13 protein-coding genes, 1 tRNA gene and 1 pseudogene are annotated in these 17127 nt (G+C 71.0%); 9 read left to right on the plus strand and 6 right to left on the minus strand.

The window, feature by feature from the left end:
• Positions 1–155: 155 nt before the first annotated feature.
• Positions 156–335 (plus strand): annotated as a pseudogene (locus tag ABEA24_RS53800) (integrase core domain-containing protein); the annotation flags it as partial.
• Between the two features lie 82 nt (positions 336–417).
• Here the strand turns inward: ABEA24_RS53800 and ABEA24_RS38405 are convergent.
• From ABEA24_RS38405 to ABEA24_RS38415, 3 genes are all read right to left on the minus strand, one after another.
• On the minus strand, positions 418–3546 hold the full coding sequence (locus tag ABEA24_RS38405) for a hypothetical protein (protein WP_345437775.1): 3129 nt from the start codon (positions 3544–3546) through the stop codon (positions 418–420).
• Between the two features lie 405 nt (positions 3547–3951).
• Positions 3952–4899: a hypothetical protein gene (locus tag ABEA24_RS38410; protein WP_345437777.1), complete on the minus strand. Its 948-nt coding sequence runs from the start codon at positions 4897–4899 to the stop codon at positions 3952–3954.
• A 271-nt stretch (positions 4900–5170) separates the two neighbouring features.
• Positions 5171–5242: transfer RNA gene (locus tag ABEA24_RS38415), tRNA-Arg, on the minus strand.
• 211 nt (positions 5243–5453) lie between these two features.
• Between ABEA24_RS38415 and ABEA24_RS38420 the strand changes: the two genes are divergently transcribed.
• From ABEA24_RS38420 to ABEA24_RS38440, 5 genes are all read left to right on the plus strand, one after another.
• Complete coding sequence (locus ABEA24_RS38420; protein ID WP_345438097.1) at positions 5454–5831, plus strand: response regulator transcription factor; 378 nt, start codon at positions 5454–5456, stop codon at positions 5829–5831.
• 45 nt (positions 5832–5876) lie between these two features.
• Positions 5877–6608, plus strand: a complete 732-nt coding sequence (locus ABEA24_RS38425; RefSeq protein ID WP_345437779.1) for a DALR anticodon-binding domain-containing protein — start codon at positions 5877–5879, stop codon at positions 6606–6608.
• Positions 6609–6627: 19 nt separating this feature from the next.
• Positions 6628–8007 (plus strand): diaminopimelate decarboxylase, encoded by a 1380-nt coding sequence (gene lysA, locus ABEA24_RS38430; RefSeq protein ID WP_345437781.1) that lies wholly within the window; start codon positions 6628–6630, stop codon positions 8005–8007.
• Positions 8004–9305: a homoserine dehydrogenase gene (locus ABEA24_RS38435; RefSeq protein ID WP_345437783.1), complete on the plus strand. Its 1302-nt coding sequence runs from the start codon at positions 8004–8006 to the stop codon at positions 9303–9305. The genes lysA and ABEA24_RS38435 overlap by 4 nt, the downstream gene beginning before the upstream one ends.
• Before the next feature lie 255 nt (positions 9306–9560).
• Positions 9561–10850, plus strand: coding sequence for a hypothetical protein (locus ABEA24_RS38440; protein WP_345437785.1), 1290 nt, complete (start codon positions 9561–9563; stop codon positions 10848–10850).
• Here ABEA24_RS38440 and ABEA24_RS38445 read toward each other — a convergent pair.
• Genes ABEA24_RS38445 through ABEA24_RS38455 form a run of 3 tightly spaced genes read right to left on the minus strand, consistent with a single transcriptional unit; the run spans position 10783 to position 12571 of the window.
• Positions 10783–11295, minus strand: a complete 513-nt coding sequence (locus ABEA24_RS38445; RefSeq protein ID WP_345437787.1) for a hypothetical protein — start codon at positions 11293–11295, stop codon at positions 10783–10785. The genes ABEA24_RS38440 and ABEA24_RS38445 overlap by 68 nt on opposite strands.
• Entirely contained in the window at positions 11292–11930 is a 639-nt protein-coding gene (locus ABEA24_RS38450) for a hypothetical protein (protein ID WP_345437789.1), read from the minus strand. Before ABEA24_RS38450 ends, ABEA24_RS38445 begins: the two co-directional genes overlap by 4 nt.
• The gene (locus tag ABEA24_RS38455; RefSeq protein WP_345437791.1) at positions 11927–12571 is read right to left on the minus strand and encodes a hypothetical protein; all 645 of its coding nucleotides are present in this window, start codon (positions 12569–12571) and stop codon (positions 11927–11929) included. Before ABEA24_RS38455 ends, ABEA24_RS38450 begins: the two co-directional genes overlap by 4 nt.
• A gap of 110 nt (positions 12572–12681) precedes the next feature.
• Here ABEA24_RS38455 and thrC point away from each other — a divergent pair, with 110 nt between their 5' ends.
• The 3 genes from thrC to rho all read left to right on the plus strand — a co-directional run bounded on the left by thrC (position 12682) and on the right by rho (position 16940).
• Positions 12682–13722: a threonine synthase gene (gene thrC, locus ABEA24_RS38460; protein ID WP_345437793.1), complete on the plus strand. Its 1041-nt coding sequence runs from the start codon at positions 12682–12684 to the stop codon at positions 13720–13722.
• Positions 13723–13742: 20 nt separating this feature from the next.
• The gene (gene thrB, locus ABEA24_RS38465) at positions 13743–14657 is read left to right on the plus strand and encodes a homoserine kinase (RefSeq protein WP_345437795.1); all 915 of its coding nucleotides are present in this window, start codon (positions 13743–13745) and stop codon (positions 14655–14657) included.
• Between the two features lie 336 nt (positions 14658–14993).
• Positions 14994–16940 (plus strand): transcription termination factor Rho, encoded by a 1947-nt coding sequence (rho, locus tag ABEA24_RS38470; protein ID WP_345437797.1) that lies wholly within the window; start codon positions 14994–14996, stop codon positions 16938–16940.
• The last annotated feature ends 187 nt before the right edge of the window (positions 16941–17127 follow it).

Genomic DNA, 17127 nt, shown 5'->3' on the forward strand with positions numbered 1-17127 from the left:
CCCTGAGATCCCAGGGCTCCCGGTGAACGCGGCCGCCGAGTCCAGGAGCGCCACCAGCAGCGGACACCGGAACGCACCGCTAACCCTCGAAGGACGTCTGCGCTTGTGTCTGCGGATCGACGCCGGACGTCCGCGACTACACAACCGAGCGTGAACGCCGCGTCGCACTCGCGGAGTTCGTGAATTACTACAACCACGAGCGGCCGCACGCCGCGCTCGGCGGCCGACCGCCCATCAGCCGGACCGCAGGGAGCGACTACCGGATCGTCTTCGACCAGCCGCCCGAACCACTCGCGGACATCCCGCAGCAGCTCACCTTCGAGGGCTTCGCGTAACCAAGGTGCCGGGACACCACACCTAGCGGCCTCCCGGTGGCGGTCGACCAGCTCAGTGAAGGCATCGGCGGCGTGGCGAGCGTCATCGAGAATGAGACGCGGCTTCGCCGGGCTGTTGGAGGTGCGCCCGGTTCCGGCGCCTGGCCCGCCGACCGGCCGCGACCAGGCCGCCGACCGCGACCAGCGTGCCGCCGGCCGCGGTGACCAGCTTGGGCAGCCACGGCGGGATGTCCAGGAAGCCGGTGACGCCGAGGATGCGGTGCATGCCCCAGGGCAGCAGAGCCATCTGGTCGTTCCACGTGGCCAGCGAGGTCTCCAGCCCGGCTGCCCAGAGGGTGGCGCCGAGCAGGGCGAGCGGGGCGCCGACGGCGGCGAGGACCGGCGCGGCGGTGGACCGGGCGCCGAGTGCGCGCAGCGCGAGGTACGCGGCGGCCGGTACCCAGAGGAAGGCCGCGAAGGCGACGGTGATGTACACCGACCGCGCCTGCGGCCGGGTCCAGAAGTCGTACCAGTACCGGCCTGGGCCGTGCCCGGCCAAGGCGACGAGCAGTATCAGGGTGCGTACGACAGCGGCTCCGCCGACGGCCGCGTACAGGCCGAACCGGTCGTGGCCGCGCAGCAGCACGCGCAGCACTCCGGCGAAGGCCCCCCACCCGCCGAGGGCGACCAGCAGGTGGGCGGGGGAGGCGAACCAGCTGTAGCAGGTCCGGCTGAGCGCCAGTGCGGCTGCGGGCAGCGCCCACACCAGCACCCGGTCCAGGGCGGTCGGCGGCGGGCTGAGGTCACCGACGCGCCACGGTCTCATGGTGCCGAGCCACAGCGCGCGCAGGGCCGCGGCGCCGGGCGGGCGCCGACGGCGGGTCAGCGCCCGTAGCAGGCGCTGCCCGGCCGAGGTGCCCAGGGCCAGCGTGGCGACGAGGACGACCAGCAGGGCGCGGGCGAGCCAGGCCATCGCCAGGTCCCGTTCCGCACGGGCCAGCCCGATGTCGGCCGCCGGGAACCGGTACGGCGGCAGGTCGACGTTCCCGGTGTACCGCCGCAGGTGCTCGTCGCGCGCCGCGGTGTAGCGGGACCGGGCGGCCAGCCACTGCGTGCGGGCGTGCGCCGACCCGGTGTCCAGCCACTGCGCGTGCCGCAGGAACATGGTCCGATACGCGGCCAGCGTGTCGAACAGGTCGACCTCGTAGTCCAGCGCGTCAGAAAAAGACTGGCGCTGCGCCGGGTCGCGCCAGACGGCAGGGTCGGTCGCGGCGAGCAGATCGCGCATCCGCCGCGCCGTGGCGGTCGCCTCATCACCCTCCCGGATCGCCTCGTCCAGGTGGTCCCGGCTCACCGCGTAGATGCTGTCGAGCACGGCGCTGTCGCCGGTGACGATGTCCCACTCGAAGATCCACATCATCGGCGGGGGTTCCAGGCCGAGCGCCTTGACCGTGCGCTGCGCGTACGGACCGATGTAGAGGCCCTTGGTGATCGCCTGACGGGACAGCGCCAGCACCTGGCTTATCGCCTGCACCGTGGACGGATCGGTGCTGAACGTCTGGCGGATCCAGTCCGCGGACAGCTGCGCCGGGTCGGCGTCCGGGTCGGCGGCCAGCCGCGCTGCGGTGTAGACGTTCAGGTCGAACATCTGCCAGAAGCCGGCGCGCAGGTAGAGGGTGCGCGGCCCGGCGCGCAGCGGTCCGCCCATCTGGGACCAGGTCCAGATGCCCTCGATGTGCGGGTTGGCGGCCAGCAGGGTGCGCAGCGCCTCCTGGTGCAGCGTGCCGAGGTCGTTGGGCAACGACCCGAAGCCCTCGAACTCCCGCCGTGCCTGGAGTTCCACGATCCGCCGCTGCTCGCCGACCTTCAGCGTGCCGTTGAACGGAAGGTGGCTGTAGTAGTCGCCGAGGCAGTACTTGGTGGACACGACCAGGTGCGGGTCGTCGATGCCGCCGAGCACCTGCTCGTACCGCTGCGGGTTGGTGTGCAGGTCGCCGATGGAGCCGATACCGATGCTCCAGGTGCGGAAGATGATGTCCCGGCCACCCTCGCCGGCGACCGCGAGCAGCGCGCGCAGCATGGCGCGCACCGAGGCCGGTGTCTTCACCGCGATCCGCGAGGTGTAGTCCCAGCCCGGGAACCGGTACGCGGCGCCGCCCTCGCCGACCCTGATCACCAGCCCGTCCGCGTACGGCAGTGCGGTGAACAGCTCGCGCAGTCCGGCCTGGTACACGGTCCAGAGCCGAGCGTCGTCGGTCGCCAGGCTGCCGAAACGCCGCTGGAGGTACCGCTGCAGCGGCGGCGACAGCGCCAGCATGTCGGTCGCGAAGTAGACCTTCATCCCCGCGTCGTGCGCGTACCGCCAGACCGGGCCGAACGCGGCGACCATCGCCTTCGCGCGGGCGATGTGGCCGTCCCCGGCCGGGTACACCTGATGTCCGTCGCCGACGCCGGCGAAGGTGACGTACTCCAGGAAGCCGGGCACCACCACGCCGTTGTAGCCTCCGGCGAGCGCGCGATCGACCAGCTGCCGGAACTGGGCCGCGATCCGGGCGACGGCTGCCGTGTCCACGTAGGGCGGTCCAGCCATGACGGCCGGCCCGACCACGTCGGTGTTGAGTGAGTAATCGTCGCTCGCGACGAAGCCGGCCGGGTCGTCGGACAGCCCGACCGACCCGGTATCCAGCAGTCGCAGGCCCATCCGGGGCGCGACGAGCCTGTCGTTCTGGCCGGCCGGCAGTATCTCGTCGCCCGAACGAATCCGGTCGGCGACCGCGTACAGCCCGGTCGCGGCACCGGCCGGGTGCGCCGCCCGCAGCACCAGGCCGGCAGCGGTGCGGCTCAGCCGGTACGCCTCGCCGGACGCGTCGCCGGCACCACCGGCCAGCTCGACCCGCAGGACGGCCCCGCGTGCCGCCACCGGCCTGGTGACGACGGTCGGGCGTGCCTCGCCCCGGCTGACCAGCGCATCGGCCACCGCTCGCGCGGCCAGCCGTACCGGGAGATCGTCGGGGGCGACTATCTGGGTGATCGGCGGCGCGGCCACCACCTCGCGCGGGGCTGCCGCGGTAAGGTCCTCGCGCGGTACGTCGGCCGGTTTGAACGACAGGCCGAGCGCGGCGCCGACCTGACAGGCGACTGCGGCACCGACGCCGAGCAGACCGGCCACGGTGGCGGCGACCACCCAAGGGCGCGTGCTGCGTACGGCAGTCGCATGCCGGTCGCGGGCCACGCGCACATGTTATGGCACCGGGGAGGGGATGACCCGGCTTCCACCTCGGCCACCGACCCGCCCTCGTGCGGCGGGTGTGGTGTGGCCCGAGTACGCGATCGTGGACGTGAGGCTGCGTCAAGACTCGTGCCGGGCGTGGGTGATGAGGCGGGCAGGTGCCACAGGCAGTACCGCAGCGTGTCGGGCTCGGCGCGTGAGAGTCCGGTGTCATCGTGCAGGCCGAGCAGCCGGGTCCAGGCCTCCAGATCGGCGGCGAGGTTGGCAGCCAGTGCCCAGCCGAGGTTGACGTTCCAGGTCTTGGAGGGCAGGTTACGCAGGCCCATCGCCTTGACGGTGCGGACCCGGCCCTCGACCTCGGCGTGGTCGCGGTGCAGCACATCGATGAACTGGGCGTGCCCGACGGCTCTACGGTTCCGCGATCGGATAGCCGATGAGCGGGGGGTCGGCGTATGACGCCGGGTCGATCCGCCGGTAGTCGCCGGGCGGGCTGATGGCGACGCCGCCGAGGTAGGCGTTCCGATAGGCCGAATAGGGATGTCCGTTCGGACCATTGACCAGTGCGGACACCCGGAACGGTGCTCCAGCGCCGCCATTGCCGACCGTTTGGGTCACCGTCTTGGCGCCCTCGATGATGGTGAGTTGCAGCCTGAACTCGCAGTAGCGTGTGGCGGTGCCGGCCAGGACCTCGAAGACCCACTGTTCGCCGAACTTGAGGGAGATCGTCTTCTGGTCGAAATAGGGGCCGCCTACACTTCCGTCGTTGAAGGTTCGGGCCTGGACGTCCGGGCGGTCGAGATTGAAATAGACGAGCGTGGTCGACTCGTCGCCGGCCGGCGGGGAATACAGAAGCGTTCCGGTGAGCGGGGCGCGGCAGACGGCAACCGGTCTCATTCCGACGATCCGGACGGGAGAGTCCCGGTTGCCGGCCACGATCAGCTTGATTCCGGTGAGGTCAGGGTCGACGCCGCCATGCTGTTGCATCCATCGCTCCAGGTTCGCGAAGCCTCCGTTCTGGTTCGCTCGCCACCGGTTCAACTGGGCGAGGGTCGCCGGGTCAAAGGGCGACTCGTTCGGGAGGACCCATGTCTCGGCCTGGTAGGCGCCGTGCCGCTCGACGAGCGTTGAAATCACTTTCAGCGGCGGGCCCTTGGCGTCACGGGCGGTGTTCGGGGCGATCGCATGCACGATGTGCTGACTCGTCGACGTGGCCAATGTGGTCACCACGGTGGTGATAGCGGCGAGAACCACGCCTCCGATGATCGTTCCTGGGCGTTTCAGGAATTTTGCTAAGGCGGACTTCTGCTGTGGATGCGGCCGTGGTTGCCGCCGGTTCGCCCCATGAGTTCCGGCCATTGGCATCCCCACCTCAGACGGAGATCGGAACCAGATTCAAACACGAGACCGAAGGCCGCACCTATGGCCGAACGTCACGCTTAACTAACTTTATGTGATCACGCTCGGCTTTCGGGCGGGCCGGTGACGCGGTGGGCGGCGGTGGCCAGGAGCAGGGCGGCGTGCACCTGCTGAACAACGAGAACGGGCCGGACTCAGTGAGACATGAGTCCGGCCCGTTCTTCGTGTGTCTGCAAAGATCAGCGGCTTGATCACGCTGGCCGGTGAGGTGCGCCCCCTGCTGGATTCGAACCAGCGCACCCGGCTCCGGAGGCCGGTGCTCTATCCCCTGAGCTAAGGGGGCTCGGGACGGATAGAGACTACCAGCTCACCGTCCCCACTCGGACACATTAGCCGCCCCAGGGCCCCGTCGTACGTGGCTGAGCTGGGTGAACGTCGCCCTCGGTGGCCCGGGAAAAGATCGTCGCGCTCTCGAACCCACGGTCAAGTGGCATGCATGTGGCGGTTCTCCGCGTGTCCGGGCGGGTGGACGCGTTAGCTTGGCGGCCGTGACATTGGGACGTGTGCTGGTCGTCGACGACGACGAGGTGATCAGGCAGCTGATCGCCGTGAACCTCCAACTGGAGGGTTTCGAGGTGGTGACCGCCGTGGACGGGCAGGACTGCCTCGACCGGGTGCGGGACATCGCCCCGGACGTGATCACCCTCGACGTCATGATGCCCCGGCTCGACGGCTGGGTGACGGCCATCAAGCTGCGCGACGACCCGCTGACGCGGGGCATCAAGGTGGTCATGATCACTGCGCGGGCCCAGGAGCACGACATCAGGCGCGGCCATGAGATCGGCGTCGACGCCTATGTGACCAAGCCGTTCGACCCGGCGCTGCTGATCCGTACGGTCCGGGAGTTGGCCGGCGCCGGACCGGTGCCCTGATCGCGGCGGCCGGATGTCCACATGCTGGTCGACTAGTCTCAGACCGTGACCCCGGCCGAGTTGAACGCCGCCGTCGTGGCCGCCGTTCGCGGGGCGGTCGCCGACGGTGAGTTCGCCGTCCCCGTTCCCGAGCGCGTTCCCGTCACGGCCACCGCGTCCGGTGACTACGCAACTCCGCTGCCGCTGCGGCTGGCGCGTGCCGCCGGGCGGCCCGCGACGGAGATCGCCGCGCTGCTGGCGACCCGGCTGGGCCGGATGCCGGGGGTGGGTGACGTACGGGTCACCGGGCCGGGTTTCCTGTCGATCGCCGTCGCCGCCTCGTTGATCAGCCGCGTCGATGAGGCGTACGGCGTGATCGCCGTGCCGCGGGCGAGCTGGCCGGAGCGTCCGCTGACCTTCGACAACCCCGGATTCGTCGTGCGCTTCGCGTACGCGCGGGCCGCGGCCGTACGGCGGCAGGCGGCCGAGCTGGGCGTCCGGGCGGCGGAGGGTGCCCTGGACGACCCGCGCGAGCGGCGGCTCCTGGGGCTGATCGCGGACTTTCCCGGGCGGGCCGAGCAGGCCGCCCGGACCGATGACCCGCGGCCGTTCACGCGGCAGTTGGAACTGATCGCCGATGCGTACCACGATGTCCACGAGTGGTGTCCGGCGTTGCCGAAGGGCGACGAGCCCATCACCGGCCACCACTCCGCACGCCTTAACCTGGCTGGGGCGGCGTACATCGTCCTGGGCAACGGCCTGCGCATGCTCGGTGAGACCCCGAACGACCGTCTTTGAGTAACGGAGAGAGCAGTCGATGAGTCGAGTTCACCCGGCCGGCCAACGGCACGCGGACGTGCTGCCGGAGGACCACCCGTCGCCCCCGCCGAGCGATCTGAACGCGCTCACGCCGAGCGTCTGGCCGCGCGGCGCGCGCCGGGACGACGGGGTGCTGACGGTCGGCGGTGTGGACGTCCGTGATCTGGCGGGAGAGTTCGGTACGCCGCTGTACGTCTACGACGAGGAGGACTTCCGGTCGCGCTGCCGGGAGTTCGCGGCCGCCTTCAGCGACGGGGACGTGTACTACGCCGGCAAGGCGTTCCTGTGCACCGAGATCGCCCGGTGGGTGAAGGACGAGGGGCTCGGGCTCGACGTCTGCAGCGGCGGGGAGCTCGCGGTGGCGCTGCGGGCGGAGTTCCCGCCGGAGCGGATCACCTTCCACGGCAACAACAAGTCGACGGCCGAGCTGGCGCGGGCGCTGGAGGTCGGCGTCGGCCACATCGTCGTCGACTCCTATGAGGAGATCGCCCGCCTGGGCTACCTCGCCCGGGAACGCGGGGTACGCCCCAAGGTGATGATCCGGGTCACGACGGGCGTCGAGGCGCACACGCACGAGTTCATCGCCACCGCCCACGACGACCAGAAGTTCGGGTTCGCCCGGGATACGGCGCAGGAGGCCGCCCGGCGCGTCATCGGCATCAAGGAGCTCGAGCTCGTCGGCCTGCACTCCCACATCGGCTCGCAGATCTTCGACACCGACGGATTCGAGCTGGCCGCCCGGCGCGTCGTCGAGCTGATGGTCGCCATCCGCGACGAGCACGGCATCGAGCTCGCCGAGCTGGACCTCGGCGGCGGGTACGGCATCGCCTACCTCGAGGGCGACGACCCCCTCGATCCGAAGCACATCGCCGACAACCTGCGCGGCATCGTCACCCGCATCTGCGGGGAGAAGGGCCTTCCCATACCCCGCCTGACCGTCGAGCCCGGCCGTACGATCGCCGGCCCGGGCGGCGTCACGCTGTACGAGGTGGGAACGGTCAAGCCTCTGGAGGGGCTGCGCACGTACGTCTCCGTCGACGGTGGCATGAGCGACAACATCCGCACCGCGCTGTACGGCGCCGAGTACACCTCCGCGCTCGCCTCTCGCAGGTCGGACGCGGCCCCGATGCTCAGCCGCCTCGTCGGCAAGCACTGCGAGAGCGGCGACATGGTGGTCCGCGATCTGTGGCTGCCGGCGGACCTCGCCCCGGGCGACCTGATCGCGGTCGCGGCGACCGGAGCGTACTGCCGCTCCCTGGCCAACAACTACAACCACGTGCCCAAGCCGGCGGTCGTCGCCGTGCGCGACGGCAGGGCGCGGCTCATCCTCCGCCGTGAGACCGAGGACGATCTGTTGCGCCTGGAGGTGTCCCCATGAAGCCGCTGAAGATCGCGCTGCTGGGATGCGGCGTGGTCGGCACCGAGGTGGTCCGCCTCCTGCACGAGCAGGCGGCGGACCTCGCCGCGCGGGTCGGCGCGCCGCTGGAGCTGGCCGGGATCGCGGTGCGCCGGAAGGACAAGCGCCGTGAGGGCATCGCGCCGGAGCTGCTGACGACCGACGCGACCGGGCTGGTGACCCGTCCGGACGTCGACATCGTGGTCGAGGTGATCGGGGGCATCGAGCCCGCCCGCAGTCTCCTCCTCGACGCGATGAAGTCCGGCAAGTCGGTCGTAACGGCCAACAAGGCCCTGCTCGCCGAGGACGGCGCGACGCTGTTCGGCGCGGCCCGGGAGCACGGCACCGACATCTACTACGAGGCGTCCGTGGCGGGTGCGATCCCGCTGCTGCGCCCGCTGCGCGAGTCGCTGGTCGGCGACCACGTGCACCGCGTCATGGGCATCGTCAACGGCACCACCAACTACATCCTCGACAAGATGGACTCCTCGGGCGCCGGTTTCTCCGAGGCCCTGGAGGAGGCGCAGGCCCTCGGGTACGCCGAGGCCGACCCGACGGCCGACGTCGAGGGCTTCGACGCGGCGGCCAAGGCCGCGATCCTCGCCCAGCTCGCCTTCCACACCCGCGTCACCGCCGCCGACGTGCACCGCGAGGGCATCGCGGACGTCACCTCCGCCGACATCGCCAGCGCACGGGCGATGGGCTGCGTCGTCAAGCTCCTGGCGATCTGCGACCGGGTGCCGTCGGAGGGCGGCCGGAACGGCCGCGGCGTCTCCGTCCGCGTCCACCCGGTGATGATCCCGCGCACGCATCCGCTGGCGAGTGTCCGCGAGGCGTACAACGCGGTGTTCGTGGAGGCCCAGTCCGCCGGTTCGCTGATGTTCTACGGCGCGGGCGCGGGCGGCGCCCCGACCGCCAGCGCGGTGCTGGGCGACCTCGTCGCCGTCGCCCGCAACCGGGTGAACGGCACCCGCGGCCCCGCCGAGTCCACCTACGCGGACCTGCCCGTGCTGCCGATGGCGGACACGATCACGCGCTACCACGTCTCCCTGGACGTCGCGGACCGCCCCGGCGTGCTGGCGCGGGTCGCCGACGCCTTCGCCGAGCACGACGTGTCCATCCAGGCCGTACGGCAGGAGGGTTACGGCCAGGAGGCACAGCTCGTCATCGTCACCCACCGCGCCCCCGACGGCGCCCTGTCGGCCACCGTCGCGAACCTCCGCGACCAGGAGATCGTCCGCGAGGTCGCCAGCGTGATGCGCGTCGAAGGCGACGAGTGAGCCCGCCGCAGCGAGCGGAGTGAGCGGCTGAGGGACGAAGCCGCCCGCGTAGCGAGTGAGATGGGCGAGCGAGCCAACAAGCACAAGTGAGCCCGCCGCAGCGAGCGGAGTGAGCGGCTGACCGTGTCCTCTGGCGCGCCTCCGGACGACGAAGGCCGCCCGCGTAGCGAGTGAGAAGGGCGAGCGAGTGAGTAAGAAGGCGACGAATAAGTAAGAAGCGGCCTGAGCGGCCAGATCCGCAATAACATGCGGGCGATGGCCGCCTCCGCCGTACCCGCCGACGAAGCCGCCGAGCCGACCCCGCCCGTCGGGCGGTGGGGCGCAGCGCTCGAGATCGCGCTGTTGCCGGTGTCGGCGATCCGGCTCGCAGGGCGGTTCTTCGTACCGCTGGCCATCTGGTTCAGCGCCGGGTCGATCGTCCGCTACCTGCTCATCCAGGGCATCTCGCACCTCGGCCGCGGCAACCACGGCGGCCTGCGGCGCGCGGTCGTCCTGCTGCCGCTCAGCGTGACCGTGCTGGCCTCGCTCATCGTCGCGATCGGGATGCTCTTCACGCTCGGCCGCGGCCTGTCGGTGATCAAGGATCCGGACGAACCGTACGTCGCCGCGATCGGCCGGACGCTGTTCCCATTCGTCCTCGTCTACCTCAGCTGGAACCTCTACACCACGGATCTTCGCGAGGTGCTGCGGGCCGACGCCCAGCGGCTCGTGACCGCCGGCGACGAGATGAACGCCGGGCACATCCTCGACCTGCCGATCCTGGTCTGCCTCGCGGTCGCGGTGGTCGCGTGGGGCCTGCGGGTGCTGTGCGAACGCCGGTACGAGGCGCGGCACGGCCGCACCATGGGCGTCCTCACCGCGTTCTTCGAGGTGAACTTCACCCTGTACGCCTTGTACTCGGTCATGCAGCTCGTGCTGGCGGCGACGCATTGGCTCGACGACCGGGTGTTCCGGCAGGCCATCACCCATGCCGTCCACGTAAAGGGGCCCGGACCGGTCAAGGACGCCCTCGTGCTGCCACTGGTGTGGCTCGCCATCGCGGCGATCGTGTACGGCCTGGAGATGGACGGCCGGGAGACGATCCGGGGGACCCCGCTGGAGCGGTTGCCCGATCGCCTCGAGGGCCGGCGCCTGCGGCTGGCGGAGGTGGCCAGCCGGAGCCTGCGGGAGAAGTACGTGCCGGTCGCGCACGCGGTGCGGCTGGCGCACCGGGCGGGCGCGCCGGTGTTCGCCTGGTTCTGCCTCTGCTACGTGGCGATCGGCGTGCTGCTGGACCCGCTGCAGCGGGGCGTGATCGCGCTCTTCGGCACCGACCACACCGTGCGGTTCTGGAATCTCGTGCTGGTGCCGGTGGAGTTCGGGCACCGCATGGCCGGGGAGATCCTCCGGCTGGCCCTGCTGGCGGCGACGTTCGACCTCGTGATGCGCCGCGTCGGCGACGGAGCACCGGCTCCGGACCGCCCGGCGTCGGCGGGCGTCAGCGACGGAACACCAGCTCCGGACCGCCCAGCGCCGACGACAGATCCTGATGCTGGTGACGCATGACCAGCTCGAACGTTCCGACCGCCCAGTCGGGCACCAGCCCCATCACGTAGGCGGGGTCCTTGCCGCCCTGGATGATCGTGGTGTGCCACTGGAAGGCGCTCCAGCTGTGGCCGGCGCGGTCGCGCAGCGAGTAGTCGATCTCGAAGTCGCGCGGGTTCTTGGTGAGCGGCTCGGCCCGCAGCGTGGCCAGCACGAGCGTCTCGCCGGGGCGTTGCGGCGAGCCGATGCCCTCGGCGGGCAGGTCGCCGGGCTTGAGCACGGCCCGGCCGTACCCGAGCAGGGTCCAGCGGATCTGCTGGAAGACCGCAGGCCGCCCGGGCCGCACCGTCCGGGTGTGCGTGGCGGGTACGTCCTTGCGGTAGTACGCCCACTCCTGGCGGAACGGCAGGTAGATCGCCGTGCCCATGAGCGCGAGCAGTGCGACGATCCGGGCCGCGCGCCTCACGACGGCTCCGGGACCGAGTAGCCGGCCGCCGCCGTGCGGGTGAGCCGGGCGGCCTCGCGGGTGTCGAGACCGAGGTCGACGTGCACCTCGTCGGCGAACCGCCGCGGGTCGTTGCGGTAGAAGCCGAACTGCGCCTCTTCGGCGTCGTGGTCGCTGACGTAGAGCCGCGCGCCGGTCACGGCCTCGCGCGGCACGTCGAAGACGTAGGCGCCCCGGCGCGGCATCCCCGGCTGGAAGCGCACGTAGCTCAGCGGCGTGACCACGGGCGTCGTCAGCCCGCCTCCGCCGCCGAACTTGTCGGTCGGGGAGTAGTCGCCGTACCGGGTGTGCAGCCGGGCCTGCCCGGCGTAGATCGGGGAGCGCCGGGCCTCGACGGTGGCGATCACGACGATGAACACGCCGTTCGCGGGGATCTCCTGGGGTTTCGAGTACGAGGTCGCCGGGACCAGGATCGTGCGGGCCGCCTCGACCGGCTCCACCCGGATCGTGAAGAGCGGCTCGGTGATGGCCTGGCCGACCCGCCCGTTCTTCACGAACGGCCCGTACGCCCGCGTGTAACTCCAGTGCGTGTTCTGCAGTGCCACCGCCGCGCAGGCGAGCCCCACGGCGAGGAGCGCGGACAGGGCCCGCCTCACCGCTTCACCGTCACCGGCAGGGTCACATTGGCGACCAGGACGGGGATGATGTGGGTGACCTGGCCGGACTTGTGCGTCAGCGGGTTCGTCTCGAACCTCGTCTCGTATCCGCGTGCCCTCCACGACCAGTAGCCGCGCGGGTCGAGGACGCCGGACTCGGTGTACTGGTAGTCCGCCAGGGCCACCGTCACATGATCCGGTACTCGGGTGCCGGACGCCAGTTCGTACTGCACGGCGACGTACGTGGGAAGCCGCGGCTGCAGGGCCCGGAAGAGCGTGTCCCCGGCGATGCCCTGGGCGTCCACCGGCTTCGGGCGGGGACCGTCCTGCGTCTTCCAGTGCAGGAACATCCCGTGCGCGAACACGTTGTCGTCCAGGGCGTACGTCCCCTGTGTCTCGCGGGTCGGGTTGGTCACCCACGCGTTGATGACCAGTATCCGCGTGGTCTGGCCGAATTTCTTGATCGTGGTGACCTGGGCGCCGACGAGTTTCGTCCGGAAGAGGTGCTGGTCGACCTCCTTGCCCGGCGCGACGCGCGCGGGCGTGTCGGCCGGGTCGAGGCCGCCGGTGGCCCACAGGGCGCCGACGATGATCAGGACGGCGGCCGCTGCGCAGCCGGCGACGCGTGCTCGGGGGTGCACGGGCCATGATGGTAATCGCATGGAATGCGTCCAGGATGTGGAACGACGTCGAGACGCACGGTCGTCGGCCCGTAGACTCGCTGGACGACAGCGCAGGTCAGGAGGAACTCGTGAGCAGGGCATGGCGTGGCGTCATTGAGGAGTATCGCGATCGGCTCCCCGTGACGGCCGGGACGCCGGTCGTCACCCTTCTGGAGGGTGGCACGCCCCTGCTCCCCGCGACGCGGGTTTCGCAGCTCACCGGCTGCGACGTGTACCTCAAGGTCGAGGGCGCCAATCCGACCGGTTCGTTCAAGGACCGGGGCATGACGATGGCGATCAGCAAGGCCGCCGAGGAGGGCGCCAAGGCGGTCATCTGCGCCTCGACCGGTAACACGTCCGCGTCGGCGGCCGCGTACGCCGTGCGCGCCGGGATGGTCTGCGCGGTGCTCGTGCCGCGCGGCAAGATCGCGATGGGCAAGCTCGCGCAGGCGCTGGTGCACGGCGCCAAGCTGCTGCAGATCGACGGCAACTTCGACGACTGCCTCGAACTCGCCCGCAAGCTCGCCGTCGACTATCCGGTGGCGCTGGTCAACTCGGTGAACAAGTTCCGGCTGCACGGCCAGAAGACCGCCGCCTTCGAGATCATCGACGCGTTCGGCGAGGCCCCGGACGTGCACTGCCTTCCCGTCGGCAACGCCGGAAACATCAGCGCGTACTGGATGGGCTACCGCGAGTCGGACGCGCGCCCGCGCATGCTGGGCTTCCAGGCGGCCGGCGCCGCGCCGATCGTGCGCGGCGAGCCGGTGACGTCGCCGCAGACGATCGCGACGGCGATCCGCATCGGCAACCCCGCCTCCTGGGACCTCGCGCTCAAGGCGCGCGACGAGTCCGGGGGAGCGATCGAGGCCGTCACCGACCGCCAGATCCTGGCCGCCTACCGCCTGCTCGCCCGCGAGGAGGGCGTGTTCGTGGAGCCGGCGTCGGCGGCGAGCGTTGCCGGGCTGCTGCAGGCCCGCGACGAGGGTCTCGTACGGCCGGGTGAGCGGGTCGTCTGCACGGTGACCGGCAACGGCCTCAAGGACCCCGACTGGGCCATCTCGGGCGCGCCCGCGCCCATCACGGTGCCCGTCGACGCGCACGCTGCCGCGTCCGCGCTGGAACTCGCTTGACGGCGCGGCACGACCCGTCCGTGGCCGTGCATGTGCGGGCGCCCGCGACCAGCGCGAACCTCGGCCCGGGCTTCGACGCCCTGGGCCTGGCGCTCACCCTGTACGACGACGTCGAGGTCGAACTGGCCGACTCAGGCCTCTGGATCGGCGTCACGGGCGAGGGTGAGGAGACCGCCAAACGCGGCGAACAGCACCTCATCGTCCGGACGTTCCGGGAGGCGTACGCCCTCATCGGCGGGGCGCCGCCACCCGGGCTGCGGATCCGCTGCGTCAACCGCATCCCGCACGCGCGCGGCCTCGGATCCTCCTCGGCGGCGACGGTCGTCGGCATCCTCGCCGCTCGCGCCCTGCACCCGGAGGGCGGACGGTTCACCGACGCGGACGTCCTGGCCCTGGCCACGCGGATCGAGGGCCACCCGGACAACGTCGCGCCGTGCCTCATGGGCGGGCTGACCATCGCGTGGCACACCGGCGCCGGGCCTCGTACGACCAGGCTGGACGTCGCCGCGGGCGTACGGCCGGTGGCGTTCGTGCCCGAGCACCGGCTCGCCACCGAGCGCGCCCGCGGCCTTCTCCCGGAGACCGTGCCGCACGCGGACGCCGCGGCCAACTCCGGTCGTGCCGCGCTCCTGATCGCCGCGCTCACCGGCCGCCCGGAGCTGCTGCTGGACGCCACTGAGGACCGGCTGCACCAGGCGTACCGCGCCCCGGCCATGCCGGAGTCGGCCGCGCTGGTGGAGCGGCTGCGCGCCCGCGGCGTGCCTGCGGTGATCTCGGGGGCCGGGCCGACGGTCCTCGCGTTCGTCTCGGACGGCGAGGGAGATTCGATCGGCTCGGAAGTGGGTACTTCGTGGCACATACACCCGCTGAACGTTGACCCCCACGGCGCATGCGTTCAGCCGATCAATCAGGAAACGCGAGTCTCCGGGGAATAGCAGTGTGCCCAGGTGATGTTAGGCTAAGTGCCGCACCAGATGCCCCGCTCGGGGGCGTGGGCTCGTCAGCCACTCCGGCTTACGTCGGCCGTGTGACGCGGATGTGGTTCCCCGGCAACGAAACCGCTCGTTGTTCAGCGTTCAATCAAAACTACGGACGTATCGGGATCGGGGATCTCTCGCGAGAACCTGCCTCCATCATCTGGATGTGGCCGAAACTCTGCTCCGATCACATGAAGATCAGCAGAGCTCGACTGATCCGGCGCCCCCGCCGGTTCGCACGACCGGGTTGCCTGGCCGACGGCGGCCACACCCGCTCCCTGGGAAGGACCCTTAGTGAGCGAATCCACCGAACTCCTCTCGGACGCAGCAGCCACAACGGCGACTGACGAGGCTCCCGCCGAGAAGACGGCTGCCCCGCGGCGCCGCCGCTCGGGCACGGGCCTGTCGGCGATGGTGCTGCCCGAGCTCAAGGCGCTGGCCTCGAGCCTCGGGATCAGCGGTACCGGCGGAATGCGGAAGAGCCAGCTCATCGCCGCCATCCAAGAGCGGCAGGCGCAGAGCTCCGGAGGCGGTGACTCGGCGCCCGCCGCCAAGACCGACGGCGAGACCTCCGCCGCACAGGACGCCGCGGCGGCCCCCACCGCCTCCGCCACGGAGCGGAAGCCGCAGCGCGAGCGCTCCGCCAGGCGCGAAGAGGCCCCGGCGGCCGCGCAGCAGGAGCAGCAGGAGATCAAGGTCGAGGCCGACTCCGTCGGCGACGCCGCGGCCCGGGACAACGCCGGCCGCGAGGGCGGCCAGCAGCGTCAGCGCCAGCGGGGCAACCGCAACCGCGACGACAACCGCAACCGCGACGACAATCGCGGTCAGCGCGAGGACAACCGCGCGGCGCGGGACGACAATCGCGGTCAGCGCGACGACAACCGCAACCGCGACGACAATCGCGGTCAGCGCGAGGACAACCGCGCGGCGCGGGACGACAACCGTGGCCAGCGCGGCGACGACCGCGGCCAGCGTGGTCCGAACCAGCGGCAGCAGAACGACTCCGACGACGAGGACGGCGGCCGGCGCCGGCGTGGCCGGTTCCGCGAGCGCAACCGCGGCCGCGGCGGCCGGGAGCGCTTCGGCGACTCCGAGCCCACGATCAGCGAGGACGACGTCCTCATCCCGGTCTCCGGCATCCTCGACATCCGGGACAACTACGCGTTCGTGCGGACCACCGGCTACCTGCCCGGCCCGCAGGACGTCTACGTCTCCCTCGCCCAGGTCCGCAAGAACGGCCTGCGCAAGGGCGACGTGATCACCGGTGCCGTGCGCCAGCCCCGTGAGGGCGAGCGCCGGGAGAAGTTCAACGCGCTCGTCCGCCTCGACACCGTCAACGGCATGGAGCCGGAGCAGGCCAAGGGCCGCGTCGACTTCTCCAAGCTGACCCCGCTGTACCCGCAGGAGCGGCTGCGCCTCGAGTCCGAGCCGGGCCAGCTCACCACGCGGATCATCGACCTGGTCAGCCCCATCGGCAAGGGCCAGCGCGGTCTGATCGTCTCGCCGCCGAAGGCCGGTAAGACGATGGTGCTGCAGGCGATCGCCAACGCGATCACCAAGAACAACCCCGAGTGCCACCTCATGGTCGTCCTCGTCGACGAGCGGCCGGAAGAGGTCACCGACATGCAGCGGTCGGTGAAGGGCGAGGTCATCCACTCGACCTTCGACCGTCCCGCCGACGACCACACGATGGTCGCCGAGCTGGCGATCGAGCGGGCCAAGCGGCTCGTCGAGCTGGGCCACGACGTCGTCGTGCTGCTCGACTCGATCACCCGTCTCGGCCGCGCCTACAACCTCGCGGCCCCGGCCAGCGGCCGGATCCTGTCCGGTGGTGTGGACTCCACGGCGCTGTACCCGCCGAAGCGGTTCTTCGGCGCCGCCCGCAACATCGAGAACGGCGGCTCGCTGACGATCCTGGCCACCGCGCTGATCGAGACCGGCTCGCGGATGGACGAGGTCATCTTCGAGGAGTTCAAGGGCACCGGCAACATGGAGGTCCGCCTCCGCCGCGAGCTCGCCGACAAGCGCGTGTTCCCGGCGATCGACGTCGACGCCTCCAGCACCCGTAAGGAAGAGATCCTGCTGGCTCCGGAGGAGCTGCGGATCGTCTGGCAGCTCCGCCGGGTGCTGCACGCGCTCGACACCCAGCAGGCGCTGGAGCTCCTCATCGAGAAGATGAAGGAGACCAAGTCGAACGCCGAGTTCCTGCTGCAGGTGCAGAAGACCACGCTGAACGACTGACGCACGGCAGACCGACGCCCCGGAGGCCCGCCTCCGGGGCGTCGTCATGTCCGCGGCGGGTTCTCCCGGCCCGTGACCGGGATGAGGCCGTCTGTGTGTCCGTGGCCGGGGCGAGATCGCCTCCATGCCCGGGGCCGGTCCGGGTCGTCCGGTCATGAGGTGGGGATAGCCCTACCTGCCGAAGACT

Origin of the sequence: Actinoallomurus vinaceus (genome assembly GCF_039542055.1) — a bacterium.
In the GTDB taxonomy this organism is placed as follows: domain Bacteria; phylum Actinomycetota; class Actinomycetes; order Streptosporangiales; family Streptosporangiaceae; genus Actinoallomurus; species Actinoallomurus vinaceus.